This window comes from Labilibaculum sp. K2S (genome assembly GCF_030372765.1).
Lineage (GTDB): Bacteria > Bacteroidota > Bacteroidia > Bacteroidales > Marinifilaceae > Labilibaculum.
In genome coordinates, this window is sequence record NZ_JAUCMW010000001.1 from 71,370 (window position 1) to 87,402 (window position 16,033).

The 16,033-nt window shown below is 36.0% G+C and carries 15 protein-coding genes; 7 read left to right on the plus strand and 8 right to left on the minus strand.

What is annotated here, in order from left to right; translation table 11 throughout:
- Nucleotides 1–4 precede the first annotated feature (4 nt).
- Nucleotides 5–1,534 carry a carboxypeptidase regulatory-like domain-containing protein gene (locus tag QUH73_RS00310; protein ID WP_289528447.1) on the plus strand — a complete coding sequence of 510 codons (1,530 nt, stop codon included), beginning with the start codon at nt 5–7 and terminating at the stop codon, nt 1,532–1,534.
- A gap of 92 nt (nt 1,535–1,626) precedes the next feature.
- Here QUH73_RS00310 and rplS read toward each other — a convergent pair whose 3' ends face one another.
- The 3 genes from rplS to QUH73_RS00325 all read right to left on the minus strand — a co-directional run bounded on the left by rplS (nt 1,627) and on the right by QUH73_RS00325 (nt 5,867).
- Entirely contained in the window at nt 1,627–1,974 is a 348-nt protein-coding gene (gene rplS / locus QUH73_RS00315; protein WP_289528448.1) for a 50S ribosomal protein L19, read from the minus strand.
- Nucleotides 1,975–2,253: 279 nt separating this feature from the next.
- Complete coding sequence (locus tag QUH73_RS00320; protein ID WP_289528449.1) at nt 2,254–3,966, minus strand: dipeptidase; 1,713 nt, start codon at nt 3,964–3,966, stop codon at nt 2,254–2,256.
- A gap of 170 nt (nt 3,967–4,136) precedes the next feature.
- Nucleotides 4,137–5,867: a M23 family metallopeptidase gene (locus QUH73_RS00325; RefSeq protein WP_289528450.1), complete on the minus strand. Its 1,731-nt coding sequence runs from the start codon at nt 5,865–5,867 to the stop codon at nt 4,137–4,139.
- Between the two features lie 136 nt (nt 5,868–6,003).
- On the opposite strand from QUH73_RS00325, the gene QUH73_RS00330 reads away from it, so the two are divergent.
- The 3 genes from QUH73_RS00330 to rny all read left to right on the plus strand — a co-directional run bounded on the left by QUH73_RS00330 (nt 6,004) and on the right by rny (nt 8,329).
- Complete coding sequence (locus QUH73_RS00330; RefSeq protein ID WP_124992687.1) at nt 6,004–6,300, plus strand: hypothetical protein; 297 nt, start codon at nt 6,004–6,006, stop codon at nt 6,298–6,300.
- Between the two features lie 9 nt (nt 6,301–6,309).
- Nucleotides 6,310–6,600, plus strand: coding sequence for a cell division protein ZapA (locus QUH73_RS00335; RefSeq protein WP_101308013.1), 291 nt, complete (start codon nt 6,310–6,312; stop codon nt 6,598–6,600).
- Nucleotides 6,601–6,793: 193 nt separating this feature from the next.
- Nucleotides 6,794–8,329 carry a ribonuclease Y gene (gene rny, locus QUH73_RS00340; RefSeq protein ID WP_289528451.1) on the plus strand — a complete coding sequence of 512 codons (1,536 nt, stop codon included), beginning with the start codon at nt 6,794–6,796 and terminating at the stop codon, nt 8,327–8,329.
- 49 nt (nt 8,330–8,378) lie between these two features.
- Here rny and QUH73_RS00345 read toward each other — a convergent pair whose 3' ends face one another.
- Together QUH73_RS00345 and QUH73_RS00350 are read right to left on the minus strand one after the other, a co-directional pair.
- Nucleotides 8,379–9,239, minus strand: a complete 861-nt coding sequence (locus QUH73_RS00345) for a transglutaminase family protein (protein WP_289528452.1) — start codon at nt 9,237–9,239, stop codon at nt 8,379–8,381.
- Nucleotides 9,240–9,327: 88 nt separating this feature from the next.
- Nucleotides 9,328–10,203: a nucleoside phosphorylase gene (locus tag QUH73_RS00350; RefSeq protein WP_289528453.1), complete on the minus strand. Its 876-nt coding sequence runs from the start codon at nt 10,201–10,203 to the stop codon at nt 9,328–9,330.
- 185 nt (nt 10,204–10,388) lie between these two features.
- Between QUH73_RS00350 and QUH73_RS00355 the strand changes: the two genes are divergently transcribed.
- Both QUH73_RS00355 and QUH73_RS00360 read left to right on the plus strand, forming a co-directional pair.
- Entirely contained in the window at nt 10,389–11,201 is an 813-nt protein-coding gene (locus tag QUH73_RS00355; protein WP_289528454.1) for a prohibitin family protein, read from the plus strand.
- A gap of 491 nt (nt 11,202–11,692) precedes the next feature.
- On the plus strand, nt 11,693–12,154 hold the full coding sequence (locus tag QUH73_RS00360; RefSeq protein ID WP_289528456.1) for a DUF4293 domain-containing protein: 462 nt from the start codon (nt 11,693–11,695) through the stop codon (nt 12,152–12,154).
- Nucleotides 12,155–12,307: 153 nt separating this feature from the next.
- On the opposite strand, the gene QUH73_RS00365 is transcribed toward QUH73_RS00360, so the two are convergent.
- On the minus strand, nt 12,308–12,910 hold the full coding sequence (locus QUH73_RS00365; protein ID WP_289528457.1) for a flavin reductase family protein: 603 nt from the start codon (nt 12,908–12,910) through the stop codon (nt 12,308–12,310).
- 154 nt (nt 12,911–13,064) lie between these two features.
- Here QUH73_RS00365 and QUH73_RS00370 point away from each other — a divergent pair, with 154 nt between their 5' ends.
- The gene (locus tag QUH73_RS00370) at nt 13,065–13,355 is read left to right on the plus strand and encodes a tetratricopeptide repeat protein (protein ID WP_289528458.1); all 291 of its coding nucleotides are present in this window, start codon (nt 13,065–13,067) and stop codon (nt 13,353–13,355) included.
- A gap of 80 nt (nt 13,356–13,435) precedes the next feature.
- Here QUH73_RS00370 and QUH73_RS00375 read toward each other — a convergent pair whose 3' ends face one another.
- Both QUH73_RS00375 and QUH73_RS00380 read right to left on the minus strand, forming a co-directional pair.
- Nucleotides 13,436–14,281, minus strand: a complete 846-nt coding sequence (locus tag QUH73_RS00375; protein WP_289528460.1) for a hypothetical protein — start codon at nt 14,279–14,281, stop codon at nt 13,436–13,438.
- 450 nt (nt 14,282–14,731) lie between these two features.
- Nucleotides 14,732–15,751: a LacI family DNA-binding transcriptional regulator gene (locus QUH73_RS00380; protein WP_289528461.1), complete on the minus strand. Its 1,020-nt coding sequence runs from the start codon at nt 15,749–15,751 to the stop codon at nt 14,732–14,734.
- Between the last annotated feature and the right edge of the window lie 282 nt (nt 15,752–16,033).

The window sequence follows — 16,033 nt, forward strand, 5'->3', positions numbered from 1 at the left end:
ATATATGCGACAATTCTACCTACTCTTCAGGCATTTTATTTTACTGTGTCTGCCTTTAATTATTTTTTCTTGTAATGAAAGTACTGTTGATCCGGAATTATTCGGTTCGGTGAGTGGTACTGTAACAACTTCCGAGGAGGCTGGAAGTTTGCCGATGGAAGGAGTTAGTATTACAACCAATCCAGGGACTACAGCTGTAACAACAAACTCAGATGGGCATTTCAATCTGAATGAAGTTAAAGTTGGAGATGTAACTGTCAATGCTAAAAAAGAAGGCTATACTGCCGTAAGCATACCCGTTAAGGTTCAGGAAGGAAAAGAATTGGTTATGCAGGTGGTTATGGGAATTGCTCCTCCGGAAACAGCCGCTCCTGCTGAGCCTGTTTATGCTTTGCCCTTGGATGCCACTGCTAATCTGCAGACAGAGGTGAAGCTGGTATGGAATAATGGGAAAACGGAAAAAGGCGATACCTTATTTTTTAATGTTATTCTTTATGAGGATGGTCAGTTTAAAGGAGATACTATTGCTGAAAGTATTATGGATACTACTTTTGTGGCTAAGAACTTAAAATTTGAAACGAATTACCGTTGGAAAGTTGATGTTAGCAATAGAGCAAGACAGGAAACTAAAGGCCGTGACTGGAAGTTTAGAACAGAAAACTTTCCTAAGAATGGGTATTTGTTTGTTAAAGATACTCTGGAATCCAGAGATATTTACTCGTGGGATTTAGCAAAAAATCATCTGGTTCGACTAACTAATGATGGGGGAAGCGAAGTTTCGCCTCGAATTTCGCCAAATGAAGAATTAATCGCATATGCTTCTAATAAATCCGGTGAATACCATATTTATACTATGGATACCAAAGGTGAGAATGTTGTAAAAGTAACTAATGATAAAGCCGTGGCTGGTTATCACAATAGCGGGACTGGTTTTGTTTGGTCTCCGGAGGGAGATCAAATTCTTTATGGGCATTATGGCGATCTTTACACCATAAATTATAATGGGACAGGAGAAACTAAAATTGCCAATGCTCCTGTGAATCGTCATTTTAAATCATGTGATTGGAGTGCTCATTTCAATAATGTATCAAAAGAAAAAATTGCTGTTCTTACGCAAGGAGAGAAGCCATACGATAATGAAATTTATTTAATGGATCCTGATGGAACGAATTTATTTTTACTAGTACCGAATTTGGAAGGAACGATTTCCAGCCCTCACTTCTCACCGGATGGTACGAAAGTGATCTTTTCTTTGGATTCATTGAATGAATATGATAATGGCAGACAATTAAATGCTAAAATTTATAGCGTGACTACTGATGGCACTACATTTACAGATTTGTCAGGGGATGATAAAACAGCAGGGACAAATGATCTTCAGTCCAGATATACTGAAACAGGAGGTAAAATCGTTTTTATGAATGTCGCCAATGATAATGAAGGCCAAAAGAGTATTTGGATCATGGATACTGATGGAAGTAATCGGGAAAAGATTATCACCAATGGTGAAATGCCGGATTTGTATAATCCTTAACCTCTGAAAAAATTAAATACATTTAAATTAACAGACATAAAAAAAAGCTTTCCAATTTTGGAAAGCTTTTATATTTTTTGGAAAGAGGTAAATTAGAATCTTCTTTCTTTGATTCTTGCTTTTTTACCTGTAAGTGCACGTAGATAGAAAATTCTTGCTCTTCTGACACGACCTCTTTTGTTCACTTCAATTTTATCGATGAATGGAGAACAAAGTGGAATAATTCTTTCAACACCTACGTTACCAGACATTTTTCTGATTGTGAAAGTTTTAGTTGTGCCAGTACCTTTAATCTGAATAACAACACCTCTAAAAATCTGGATTCTTTCTTTGTTTCCCTCTTTAATTTTGTAAGAAACACTAATAGTATCCCCTGCTTTGAATTCAGGATTTTGAACACCTGTAGCGAAAGCTTCTTCTGCAATTTTAATTAAATCCATTGTCTTAATTTGTTAAAGTTCACGAGCGCAATGTAAACATATTCATCTGTTACCATGTCAGAGATTACGCACGAATTCGACGCGAAATTAATAAAAAAAATTATAAAAACATTCTAATGAAGTTATTTTTTCTTTTTGCTTCATGATGAATATCTAAGATTAGATACTAATTAAATATGCCTGGTTATTATAGGTTTTAAATAATTTTTCAGGCACAAAAAAAAAGAGGCTGTTGTAATAACTACGAAACAGCCTCTTTTTATTATTTATAGGTTGGTATTAATGAGCATCACCAACAACTTTAAGCTTGTCACCTGTTGTTTTCACAATAGTTTTGTAAAACTCTTCGCTATATCCAGGTTGTTTAACTTTTGGGTTTTGATTGTTCCCGTCTTTTTCTTTGATGTTTCCATCCATAAATTTTGCAAAAAGGTAGCCATAAAAATCTTTCCATTCTGCTACAAGATTATTTCCTTGATTACAAGAAAAATCTGTTAAGAATTCAACTGCTGTTGCTTTATTTTTCTTAAACATTCCTTCAGCAGCGAGATCAATAATATTGGTGAAAGCAAGATACTTCGTCTCTAAAGCCTTTTGTTTGACTGCAATTTCAGGATGTATTTCATTATAGCGGGTATAGGCGAAATTACTAACCTGATTGAATACCCAAAATGCAGATTTACTTGTGAAGTCCATCATTTTTCCATTTCCAACGGCAAATGTTGCAGGGACTCTTGTAATTCCACAATATACAGGGAAATAAACTGATGAAGATGCATCATCAACACCAAACCAGTTAATTCCACCAACGGCATCAGGTAACCAGTTTCGGCTTTGAGCAACAAAAGAGAAACCAGTTTGTTGAGTAGCAGTAGCACGTTCATTACAATAGGTAACACCATCTACCTTCCAGGTTAAAGGTCTCCATCTGTATGGATTTCCGTAAGGACCTGCGCCCATATCTTTTGACATATCTAAATCAGTACCTTCTAGGTGATTTCTCATAAAATCCATTACCTCAAGTACATTGATTTTGTGATCCGGTTTAATCCATAAAGGCATTCTGTTGGTAGCATAGCCTTTATCGTCGTGTTCAATCTTACCCTTGCAATAGTCAAAATATTGGTCCATTCCTTCTTTTACATCATTAAAGAAAGACCATACTCTAATTTCACAAAATCTGGCACCGCCAAAATCAACAGGAGCATAGGTGTCTGAAAAGCTAAAATCTTTATTTTTTCCTTCCTTAGGATAGTATCCTTTTTCTTTTGCAAATGAGATAACATCTTTTGCGTAAACATTTTGAACTTCAGGATTAAAAATTTTATCGATTTTATCCGAAGAGATAGACGTTGTACCTTCTAATGGGAAAGTTGTAATTCTAGCTTGATTAGCGTGACCGCTAACATAACCGTCAGGAATCATACGAGCTACCCAAACAGCACCTTTTTCGCCATTTCCTTTACCAATCATCTCTAAAATCCAAACTTCGTTAGCATCAGAAATTGAAAATGACTCACCAGAACTATAATAGCCATAGGTGTCAACAAGCCCGGTCATTACTTTAATCGCTTCACGCGCGTTTTTTGATCTCTGAAGAGCTAGATAGATAAGACTTCCGTAATCAATTATAGCTCCTTCTTGTGATCCTAGTTCAGAACGTCCTCCGTAAGTGGTTTCCCCAACTGCTACTTGAAATTCGTTCATGTTACCAACTACAGAATATGTATGCGGAACTTGCGGTATTTGACCAAGTAATTTTCCTGTGTCCCATTCGTAAACATCCATCATTGTTCCTTCTGCCCAATCCGCAGCAGGACGAAAATATAGTTCTCCATATAATACATGCGAATCTGCCGCATAGGTAATCATATTAGAACCATCGGTGGAAGCTCCACGGGTTATCAGGTAATTTGTACATGCTCTGGCACTTGGAGTTGAAAAAGCAGACACCAACATTAGAAGAGCCGCAACTACAAAAATCTTTTTCATGTTTAACTATTTTAAATGTATTCAATACTGAATTAAACCGTTTTCGGTGATACAAAAATAGAAAAAAAACAGTAGATAAAAATGATAAAAGTCCTGATTTATCGGTCTTTTGATCGTGTCTGAAATGTATTTGTTATAAAGGGGAAGCTTTATAGATTATATAAATTGAATTACCAGATAAAATTGCTTGTAAATATTTTCTGGTTTTGAACTTGATCTGTCACCTTTACTTGTAATTGATGATTTTTATTTGGAGCTAATCTTTTACTGTCAAAAACATAAAATAAAAGATCATTTTTAGCGTCATATTCAAATAGCACCCACTTACCATCAATTGATCCTTCGTATGATTTTATCCCCGCAAGGTCATCTTTTATGGCAAATCTGATTGATTTTTGTCCGTTTAGGGATTTAAGACTAAAATTGGTAATTGGTTTAATTGTAGGAGGAATTGTGTCTATGCTCACGGCAAATTTTCCGAAATATCTAGACTTCGTTTTTACTGAAGAATTGAAATAAATTCCCCCTTCGTTTGTTATTTCTCCTTTTTTATCTATTCGGGCTATAAGAAGCTTATCGGATTTTCCCTTAGGAATGGATTTTGGTTTTATTGAGATTGTGTAATAGTTGTGTACAGGAACGTTTTCATTGCAGATGCAGTGAATATCCGAAAGATAGTTTGAATCCTGTTCGAAGGAATAGGTAAATGGAATGTTTGAATAGAAACTGTTCTTAGGAAATTTCACTTCTATGTTTTCTTTTTTGAAAGTGTTTTCTCTATCATAGTTCATTAGCACATCAAAATCACCTTTCGGAAAAATCTTTTCGATTTCGTTTCCTGCTGCGTAAATTCTAAGATTGCTTTTATTCAGATTTGCATCGGAAACAAGAAAGTCAATTTTGTAATCAGTGTTCTTTTTAAACAGAAAGATCCCATTGTTTTTCATCTTCGAATAAATACTAAGTTGATTATTTGGCTCTTTAAAAGTTTTATGAATACGTTTATTATGAGATACATTTAATTCGTAATCAAGGTGACTGTTGATATAGGTTGATTCGTCAAAAGAGAACTCTTCAAAAGAATAACTTGAGATTAATGTGTCATTTATTTTCATTTTCATGTCGAAAATGCCACACTTTCCCCATGTATTATCCATATAGTCATTTGTTTCAAGAGCAAAACCAATATTTCCTAATAACTTCAGTTTAGGATCGCTTTTTAAATGAAATGCTTTATTATAGAAAGTAACCGGAAACCTTTGTCTGCTGTTAAAACCATTTACATTGCTTGCAGAATCGAGAGGATAGGCATAAAAATTGAATATTTTTGGAGGAGTAGTATCCTTTATTTTGAAACCAAAAAGTAACGGATTAAGCGGATGTTCAGATTTCGTATCTCTTATTTCGAAATGCAAATGCGGTCCGGCAGATGAACCTGTATTTCCTGAAAATGCAATTACAGTACCTTTTTTAACCAATATTTCATCTTTACTGATATTCAAATCAAATTCGAAAGTGTTGTTTTGATATTGGTAAGACTTGACAAATTCTTCAATATCTTTGTTGAAATGATCAAGATGTGCGAAAACAGAGGTGTACCCATTTGGATGATCGATATAAATTGCTTTTCCATAACCTCCTGAGGATATTTTGATTCTGCTCACGAAACCATCAGCAACCGCATGTACTTTTTTACCAGTTGTAAATGTTCTAATATCGATACCGGAATGAAAATGGTTGTTCCGGAGTTCTGCAAAGTTACCTGATAATGTTATGTCAAAATCAACGGGTGACCGAAAATAATTTTGAGGGAATATTATACTCTGAGAGTATATTTGTTTAGAAAATAAAAATAGTAGTGCCAATAGTGTGAGAATCGTGTATGTTCTGGTTATCTTCATATTATAAATGCTGGTTTTGTGAAAGGATTATCAAAACTACAAAAAAACCTATTTTTTCTGAAATGATTTACAAAATACAAACTAATATATTTGATAATCTTCTCAGCAATGTTAATTTTGTAAAAGAAAAATTTTAATGATGGATCAAGAGCCAAACGAAGTACTGAATAGTTTAAAAGGACAAATTTCGGAACTTATTTTGTTGTACCGGAAATCTAAACAGGAGAAAGAATCTTTAATTCATGAGAAACTGGAGCTCATGGAAAAGGTTGAAATCCTGAAAAGGGAAAGGGAAGAACTCGACCATCAATACAATACATTAAAGTTAGCCAAAACATTTGCTGCGAATAGCGGCGATTCGCAGGAGGCTAAGGTTAAAATTAACCGAATTGTGCGGGAGATTGATAAATGTATTGCTCTTTTAAACAGGTAGAATTTGTTTATGGACGAAAAACTTTCAATAAGAGTTAATGTAGCGGATCGGTTTTATCCTTTGAAGATAGATCGTAATCAGGAAGAGGTTATCCGGAAAGCTGCAAAAATGATTAATGAAAAAGTATTGCAATACAAACAACGATATAAAGATAAAGATACTCAGGATTTTTTAGCAATGGCTTCGTTACAGTACGTAATTAAGGTTATTGAAGCTGAAAATAAAACTGATGTTTCCCCGGTTCTTGAAGAGGTCAAGGCAATGGAACAGGAGTTAAGAGAATTTTTAGATAAAGAGTAGTTTACATTCTTAGTAGGAAAGTTGTAACCCGCATTATTTCTTAAGCTGATCGCAATTTTAATGTTTTGTAGTCATTTTTCTTGTATCTTATGGTAAGACAGGAGAAGACTATTGAACGTTATTGTTGTAAGCCTGAGTGATAGTGCGGGTTGCATTTTATATATATAATAATACTGACTTAATATTCTATGATATGATTGAAATAATAATAATAGGATCCATTGCATTTGTTGGTGGTGGCATCGTTTCTTACTTTGTTTTGCAAAAGACTCTTAAAGCCAGGAGCAGCTCAATAATTAGGGATGCACAATCGGAAGCAGAAGTGATCAAAAAAGATAAGATTCTTCAGGCAAAAGAGAAATTTTTCCAATTGAAAACAGAGCATGAGAAACAAATTAACTCAAGAAATAACAAATTACTTGCTGCTGAGACTAAATACAAACAAAGGGAAAATGCTTTAAATCAACGAATAGATGAATTTCAACGCAAGAAGAAAGAGGTTGATATCGTTCGTGATAATTTGACCGTTCAAATTGATTTGGTAGAAAGAAAATCAGATGAGTTGGAGAAGGCAAAAAAGCAGCAAATAGAGCAGTTGGAAAAAATTTCCGGCTTATCCGGGGAAGAGGCTAAAACTCAGTTAATCGATTCTATGCGTGATGTAGCGAAAACCGAGGCCATGTCTTACGTGAACGAAATCATGGAAGAGGCCAAGATGACCGCTAATATGGAAGCTAAAAAAGTGGTTGTGAAAACGATCCAACGAGTAGCTACTGAAACTGCAATTGAAAATTCAGTTACAATTTTTCATATTGAATCGGATGAAATAAAAGGTAGAATTATTGGTCGTGAAGGTCGGAACATTCGTGCTTTGGAAGCAGCTACAGGTATTGAAATAATTGTCGATGATACTCCTGAAGCTATTGTTCTTTCTGGTTTTGATCCTGTAAGACGCGAGATTGCCAGATTGGCGCTGCATCAATTAGTTACCGATGGTCGTATTCACCCGGCAAGAATTGAAGAGGTTGTTAATAAAGTTCGCAAGCAGATTGAAGAAGAAATCATTGAGACTGGAAAACGTACTGCAATTGATTTGGGTGTTCATGGATTGCATCCCGAATTGATTCGTTTGGTTGGTAAAATGAAGTATCGTTCATCTTACGGACAAAATTTATTGCAGCACTCCAGAGAAACAGCTAATCTTTGTGCAATTATGGCAACTGAGCTTGGTTTGAATGCAAAAAGAGCGAAACGTGCCGGTCTGTTGCATGATATTGGAAAGGTGCCGGATGAAGAGCCGGAATTGCCACATGCAATTTTGGGTATGAAATTGGCCGAAAAGTACAAAGAGAAGCCGGATATCTGTAATGCTATTGGTGCTCACCACGATGAGATTGAAATGACATCGATGATCTCTCCGATTATTCAGGCTTGTGATGCTATTTCAGGTGCACGTCCTGGAGCAAGACGGGAAGTTGTTGAGTCATATATTAAGAGATTGAAAGATCTTGAGAACTTGGCATTGTCACACCCTGGTGTGCTTAAAACATATGCTATTCAGGCAGGTAGAGAATTGAGAGTAATTGTAGGCAGTGATAAAGTTTCTGATAAAGAAGCTGAAACATTGTCCTTGGATATTGCTCAGAAAATTCAGGATGAAATGACTTATCCTGGTCAGGTTAAGATTACCGTAATTAGAGAAACAAGAGCTATCAATTACGCAAAGTAATAAAGTATAAATCAGTGAAAAGCCCGTTTCTTAATGAAACGGGCTTTTTTTATATGGATCTAAATAATTCTTTGAAATTGGGTATGAAGCTATTCAGATTCAGTTTTTTGTACACATTAATTTCGTGTTGAACCAATCTTTTAATCATACTTGTGTTGGATGCTAATTTGTAGAATTGGGGTCTGTTTACGATGTTTTTAGCTTTGATGATATGATGTAAATCCTTCTGTCCAAAAACTGTTCCTTTATCAATAGGATTGATGTAAAACAGAATTGAATTGGTGTTTTCTATATTTGATTTGACAGATGATTCATCTTTATAACAAAGTAAAACACTGCCGGGAAGATTGATTCCATATACGGGAATGTTTAGTTCCTGAGCAATACCGGCATAAATAATTGCAATTATTATATAATTACCGTGTTTTTGTGATAATACAGTACTGATATCACCATCCCAATTTGTGGGTTGATTGGGTGAGAGAGCCTGATAGTTGTATATGTTGTAGAAAAAATGATTTAGAATCTTAATTTTTTCCAATGCGGTAAGATGATCGTTTATTTCTAAGCTTACATCGTCTTTTATTTTTTGAATACTTTTTCGGATAGGATCTATTAACAGATTTGGATTGTAACTCTTATTTACCAAAATAGCACCTTCTATTAAGTTTGGGTTTTTATTGGAACTCCATGCGATAAGCTCTTTCTTAACGGTCTTAAACTGAATTTTGTTGATTACCATTTCCAGTCTTTCCTGAAAGAGAGGACTCTTTGATTCCAGCCAAGAATCTTCCAGTTGCGAGATTATACTAACCGGTAACTCTATTAGTTCTTTTTCGATACTTTTATGAATTTCTTTATCTGGATCGTCCAGTAAGGATAATAGAGCTTCTAACTTATTCTTATTCATAATAATAGATTTTGTCCTCACTAAATATAGTAAAACCCGCAAGGAAAAGCAATCTTGCGGGTTAAGTTTTTGATAATAAGGATAAAAGCTATTTGCTTAGTCGGTCTAAAACGGTTTGAATTAGTTTTTTTATCGTTGGATGATAGTCTTTACTGGCATCTTTAGTGATTCTATTCGCAATTATTGCACAAACAGCAACCGACTCATGTCCTAACATTGCAGAAAGTCCGAATATTGCAGAACTTTCCATTTCGTAATTGGTGATTTTCTCTCCTTTGTATTCGAATTTTTCGATTTTATCATTCAAATCAGGATCCAATGTCTGAAGGCGAAGAACTCTGCCTTGAGGTCCGTAAAATCCATTTGCAGAGATAGTAACACCTCTTGTCATGTCGGCGCCATCCAAAATGTCCAGCAGACTTTTTGAAGCTGGTACCACATATGGAGAAGCTAATTTTTGATCCCAATTAACAAACTTCTTAAATGCTTCTTCAAAATCCAGTTCGGATACAGAATCTCTGTCTGCATAAAAATTCAGCATCCCGTCAAAGCCTATCGATTTGTTTGACAGCAGAAAGGAATCAACAGGAATATTTCCCTGTAAAGCTCCTGAGGTACCAATTCTAACTAAATTTAAAGTTGTGTGTTCTTTTTTTGGAGTGCGTGTTTCCAAATCGATATTTACCAAAGCATCTAATTCGTTCACTACGATGTCTATATTGTCGGTGCCAATTCCTGTTGAAAGTACTGAAAACCTTTTCCCGTTATAGCTTCCGGTTTTTGTTACAAACTCGCGGTTTGATATCGTACATTCCACACGATCAAAATAACTGGCAACCAATTCAACACGTCCGGGATCTCCAACTAAAATTACAGTATCGGCAAGATGTTCCGGTTTAAGGTGCAAGTGAAAAACACTTCCGTCAGGATTTATTATTAATTCTGATGATTTAATTTTTTCCATGATTTTTAAAATTTACAAGAGTAAAGAGCCGAAAATATGTAAAAAAAATCAATCTGCAAACTAACGAAATGTTTTCTTTTGCTAAGAGATGTACTTTTCAAAATTACGCTTGCTATAATTTTCTAGATCTGACATAATTGTAGTACATTTAACAGGAATTAGAAATATAATTGAAATACAAAATCATGAAGAAACAACCTTATTTTTTAATTGTTCTAGGTGTTTTGGCCGTAATTTTGATCTTATCAGGATCAAGTATGTTCGTTACATTGCAACCAGGTGAACGTGGAGTTATTTTCCGTAAATTTTCCGGAGGATTAGATAAAGAGCATGTTGCTCAACCTGGTTTCCATATTATTGCTCCTTGGAATAAAATGAATGTTTATGTAGTTCGTGAACAGAAAAGTGAAGAAACCATGGATGTTTTGGATAAAAGTGGTTTGTCGCTAAATATTGATGTATCTGTTCGATTTAATCCGGAGTACGATAAAATTGGATATTTGCACGAGATTTTTGGCAAGGATTATATCAACCAATTGGTTGTACCGGAAGTTCGTTCTTCGGTTAGACAAGTTGCCGGAAGGTATAATGCGGAAGAAATTTATTCGACGATGAGAAAAGAAGTTGAAGATGCTATTATTCAGGAAACTTCATTAGTTCTTTCGAAGAATAACATACAGATGAAAGCCTTGTTGATTCGTTCCATAAATCTTCCTGCGAAAATTAAAACAGCTATTGAAAGCAAATTGCAGCAGGAACAAGAGGCTCTTGCATATACGTTTAGACTGGACAGAGAAAAAAGTGAAGCGGAAAGAAAACGAATTGCTGCTGATGGTGAGGCTGTAGCCAATAAAATTATCAATAGTAGTTTGACCGATGCTCTTTTGAAAATGAGAGGTATTGAAGCTACCATAAAGCTTTCTGAATCGCCAAATACAAAAGTTGTGGTAATTGGAAGTGGAAAAGATGGAATGCCTTTAATTCTTGGAAATAACTAAAGTATTTAATTGAGATATTCGGAACCGCTTGATTCGTCAGGCGTTTTTTTTTATGCCTGTAAACGCTCAGTTAATTCTTGTTAAAAAAAACATTAAGTGCGTGTAATCTAGTTGATATTATGCTGTTGGCATAAAATTAGGATAATAGTTTGATTGTTACTGATTTTTAATGAGGACGATAAAGTGGCCCATCGTTTTGTGAATAATTTGAAAAGTACATTTGATGCAAGGCAGTTTAACAGTTTGTCTGTTAAAGTGATCACATGTCGTTAAAAACGAAAAGGTTAATAGCCTGCTTAAATTTTGCAGATTTAACTTGCTGCAAAAGCGGATAGAAAATTTGCTTTGTGATTAGGGGTAATTCTGCAGGGCAAGTGTATTTTTTACTAGTGTGATTAGTTAGTATTAAGTAGTGATGGTAAAAAGCAGTAAACGAAAGTTTGCTGCTTTTGTATTTAAGTTTAAATTTGTACAAAAAAAATAAAAATACGATGATACAAAGAATTCAGTCTTTATACCTGTTAGGGAGTTTTATTTTAATTGCAGTGATGTTCTTTTTTCCGCTAGCGGAATTGGTAGATGCATCGGGTGCAGTGTATGAATTTTTATACCGTGGAATTCCAGCTTTGCAGGAAGGGGAACCAGCAGTTTTTAATGCCATGCCGGTTGCCATTTTGTTAAGCATTATTGCTTTAATTAGTTTTGTTACTATTTTCTTATTCAAGAAAAGAATGCTGCAGATTCGTTTAACCGTGTTTAATATGATTTGCATGATTGGTGCAATGGGATTGATCTATTACAGCATAAGCAGTCAGGCAACAGAACTAAATGCCATTACAACCTACAGCTTAATCAACGCATTTCCTTTGGTTGCATTGGTGCTAAGCTATTTGGCAATTCGCGAAATTGGTAAAGATGAGGCTTTAATCCGCTCGATGGATCGGATTCGATAAGCGACCACAAAACAAAATAAGAAAACCGGCCTTTTGAGCCGGTTTTTTGTTAGTTATTAGTTAAGAGTTATAAATTATGAGGTAATAATCTCTTTTGCCTTTTAGCTTTCGACCTTTGGACTTTTTGACCTTCGACTTTTAGACCTTTACAGACTATTCAAGACCTTTCGACTTTTTAATTTTTTCCTTAGTTTTCTTTTTCATTACCGAGTAGCCGAATCGACCGATTAACTCTCCCAATTCGAAGTAGTGGCCGTGCGAGTAAACCAATGGTCCTGATTTGGCCAGCGAGAATTCCCCTTTTTCGTTGATGTATCGTTCATCGGCTTGCACATTTACCACTTCGGCCATAAACATATCGTGCGAACCCAATTCTACTATTTTAGTCACCTTGCACTCTATGCTCAATGGCGATTCCTCGATAATGGGAGCAGAAATTTCTTTCGATTTACCGGGAGTAAGTTTCATTTCCTTGAATTTGTCGAAATCCTTACCCGATTTTACACCGCACCAATCGGTGGCGTAGGCCAAATCTTTAGTGGTAAGGTTGATTACAAATTCGCCACTTTCTTTAATGATGTTGTAAGAGTGACGGTTCTTGCGAACAGATATGTAACACATGGCCGGATCGGAGCAAATGGTTCCTGTCCAGGCAATGGTGATGATGTTGTAATTTTCGGGCGTGCTGCCACAGCTTACCATTACGGCAGGCAAGGGATAAACCATGGTTCCGGGTTTCCAGTGTTGTTTTGTCATACTTGTAGCGTTTTAGTGTCGCTAAATTACAAATAACTGTTTCTTTACCGATAAGATGCACACAATTAATCCAAACAAATTCAAATTTCCTTACATTTGCCTCATACAAACACACTGGGTTTACATTGCTTTTAGTACTTAAATAACAAGAACAATGAATAGGGATATTGAAAATATACAGTTAGATGCCATAAAGCTCGAAAGCGAAGGGGACTTTCGCTCTGCTTTGGAAAAATACAAGGAGCTCGCTTTGGCAGAGCCGCAAAATATCGAGGTGCTTTTTAAGCTGGGAGAGATGCACCACCAGTTGGGGGAGTTGCCCAAAGCCTTAAGTGCCTATATTCGGGTTACCGATCTGCAGCCCGATCATAAAAAGGCAAACGTAAAAATTCAAATGATTCAATCCATCATGAATTTTTTCAATCCCGATTTGTACAATCCTTAAATAAAATGGGTATAAGAATTACAAAAGCCTAACAATTCACATTTTTAGGCTTTTGTTGTCATTGAAAAATGATCTTGGGCTTAGGATTCTCTCAATTTTCTATATGCATTTTCGTAAAAATCTGTTTTGTCAATTGTGAATTCGTAGTATGTTGTAGGTGTATCTTCTTCTATTATTTTGAATTTAACAGATCCACCTTTTTTAAAAATACTGTGGAGTATCCAGGAGTGTTCTTTGCTAAAAGTTAATCTGTCAGATTCATAATTGATGGCATTTAATTTGTAACGTTTTTTGTCTTTATCTTGAACAAGTACGCTGTAATAATCAGATGAGTATGCTTTAACAGGGTTGTTACCAGCATATTCAAATAACTTTAATGATATGTTACTTGCATCAGAGATTAAAAAATAAGCATTTAATTCAGAATCTTGTGTTGCGGTGTTACTGAATGTTCCTCTTATAAGTGATTTTCCAGTGATGTAACCATTTTTTGTTGGCTCACCAAATTCATCGACAAAGTGGTTTATTTCCCAGGCACCAGTATTATTAAGATTAGCAAGTCTGTATCTTTCTTTTTCTTCAACTTCCTTTTTCATTTTCTCAGCCAGCAATTCGGCCTCTTTCTTCTTTTCAATTGCTAATTGAAGTTTCTCTATTTTATTACGTATGAGTTCGAATTCTTTGTTTTTTGGGGATTCGGGGTGCTCTTTATATAGTTTAAGTATATTTTCTTTGGCTAAAGAATAATTTTTTTCAGCGTAAGCTTGTTCTACTTTTGCAATTATTTTTTCAGCTCCGTTCTCACATTCTTCAAGTTGAGTTTTTAAATGTTCATGTTCAGCTTTTAATTTGTCGTAATCAGATTGGGAAACGCAGCTCGTCAGAATTATTGCAAATGCAATGATGGTAGTAATTTTGGATAACATGATACAGTAGTTTAGGGGTAAGACTAAACCAAATATAAAGCTTTATTATGTTGTCACAAAATATTGTTAAGTATTACATTGTTTTAAAATATCCTACATTTCCCACTCACAACCCGCCTGTTAAAATTGCAGAGAGCATATTTATTTGGAAGTAAGGATGTTTATTGGTGGGCGAAGGCTCAGTATTTTGGGCGAGGAGTTCTTCAATTCGGAATGATTTTCCACAATTTCTGGCGGATAATGCCCCAACCCGGAATGAGTCTCTGCAAATCGGGCGGACAATGCCCCAACCCGGAATGAGTCTCCGCAAATCGGGCGGATAATCCCCCAACTCGGAATGAGTCTCAGCAAATCGGGCGGGCAATCCCCAAACTCGGAATGACTCTCCGCAAATCGGGCGGGCAGTCCCGAAAAAATGCAATGACATTTCAGGGGATTGGAAATTATAATTTAGCGGTTGCTCGATTCTCTCTCAATCAGTTTTACCGGCAATACAATGGTTTCCTGATGATTTCCGCTTTTGTTGGTGATGATATCGAGCAGCAATTCGGTTGCTTTGGTGCCAACATCAAAGCCCGATTGCTCGATGGTGGTTAGCGAAGGGCTAACATATTCGGAGAAGGGTTCGTTGCTGAATCCCACAACAGCCAGATCTTCAGGAATTCGAAGTCCTATTTCTTTGGCGTAAAGAATAATGCTGAGTGCCGAAATATCGTTGGCCGCAAATATAGCATCCGGACGCCTGGGCGAGTCCAGCAATTTTTTTGCGCATGCTTTGCCGTCTTCGCGGGTTAACAGACTTTCAATAATCAGTTCTTCTTCAATTTCGAAATTGTGCTTGCGTAGTGCTTTTAAGTATCCCTGCAAACGGTTAATGTAAATGTTTAAATGCTGTGGCCCGCCAATGTGGGCAATTCGTTTGCATCCTTTCGAAATAAGGTGTTCGGCAGCAATAAAGCCACCTTTAAAGTCATCAACCACCACCTGGCTGGTTTCCAGCTCGTCGCAAACCCGGTCGAAAAACACCAAAGGGATGTTTCTGTCGGTGAAGGTTTTGTAATGCTCAAAGTTTTCGGTGTTTATGGCTATCGATGAAATCACACCATCAACCCTGCTGGCAAAAAGAGTTTGCACACAATCGGCTTCTCTGGCTTCCTGATCGTTCGATTGACAAATAATTACATTGTAGCCTCTGGTTCGCGCCAATTCCTCGATACCGGTAATTGCCGAAGAAAAGAAGTATCTGCTGATTCGGGGAATAATAACACCAATGGTGTTTGTGCAACTGGTGCGCAAATTAGATGCTAAGGCATTGGGTTGGTAGCCGAGTTGCCTGGCCATGTCGCGAACGGCTTTTTTGGTTTTGTCACTAATTCTGGAATTATCGTTGAGAGCCCTGGATACAGTAGAACCAGATATATTTAAAGCTCTTGCGATATCGTGTATTGTTGTGTGACTCTCTTTTTTCATGTGATTATAATAGTGTGTTTTTGCCATATGGAACTTACCATGCTGAGATAATCATTTCCCTGTGTGCAGAAAGCTTTATACATGGACGTTTCATATTCTGCTTATGCAGGCTTTAATCCAATACAAAGATGCATATTATTTTTACATTCGTGTAATAAAAGTGCAACAAAGGGTAATCGATTGCACAATATTTGGTTTGACTTATTATTTTTTTGCTTGTTAAAATAGTGTTGGTAATCAATGTTTACTGATGGTTTGATGCTTTGGTGCTGCTTGTGTTTT

Coding starts and splice junctions, on each gene's coding strand:
- QUH73_RS00310 (WP_289528447.1), top strand. CDS start 5: ATGCGACAATTCTACCTACTCTTCAGGCATTTTATTTTACTGTGTCTG.
- rplS (WP_289528448.1), bottom strand. CDS start 1,974: ATGGATTTAATTAAAATTGCAGAAGAAGCTTTCGCTACAGGTGTTCAA.
- QUH73_RS00320 (WP_289528449.1), bottom strand. CDS start 3,966: ATGAAAAAGATTTTTGTAGTTGCGGCTCTTCTAATGTTGGTGTCTGCT.
- QUH73_RS00325 (WP_289528450.1), bottom strand. CDS start 5,867: ATGAAGATAACCAGAACATACACGATTCTCACACTATTGGCACTACTA.
- QUH73_RS00330 (WP_124992687.1), top strand. CDS start 6,004: ATGATGGATCAAGAGCCAAACGAAGTACTGAATAGTTTAAAAGGACAA.
- QUH73_RS00335 (WP_101308013.1), top strand. CDS start 6,310: ATGGACGAAAAACTTTCAATAAGAGTTAATGTAGCGGATCGGTTTTAT.
- rny (WP_289528451.1), top strand. CDS start 6,794: ATGATTGAAATAATAATAATAGGATCCATTGCATTTGTTGGTGGTGGC.
- QUH73_RS00345 (WP_289528452.1), bottom strand. CDS start 9,239: ATGAATAAGAATAAGTTAGAAGCTCTATTATCCTTACTGGACGATCCA.
- QUH73_RS00350 (WP_289528453.1), bottom strand. CDS start 10,203: ATGGAAAAAATTAAATCATCAGAATTAATAATAAATCCTGACGGAAGT.
- QUH73_RS00355 (WP_289528454.1), top strand. CDS start 10,389: ATGAAGAAACAACCTTATTTTTTAATTGTTCTAGGTGTTTTGGCCGTA.
- QUH73_RS00360 (WP_289528456.1), top strand. CDS start 11,693: ATGATACAAAGAATTCAGTCTTTATACCTGTTAGGGAGTTTTATTTTA.
- QUH73_RS00365 (WP_289528457.1), bottom strand. CDS start 12,910: ATGACAAAACAACACTGGAAACCCGGAACCATGGTTTATCCCTTGCCT.
- QUH73_RS00370 (WP_289528458.1), top strand. CDS start 13,065: ATGAATAGGGATATTGAAAATATACAGTTAGATGCCATAAAGCTCGAA.
- QUH73_RS00375 (WP_289528460.1), bottom strand. CDS start 14,281: ATGTTATCCAAAATTACTACCATCATTGCATTTGCAATAATTCTGACG.
- QUH73_RS00380 (WP_289528461.1), bottom strand. CDS start 15,751: ATGAAAAAAGAGAGTCACACAACAATACACGATATCGCAAGAGCTTTA.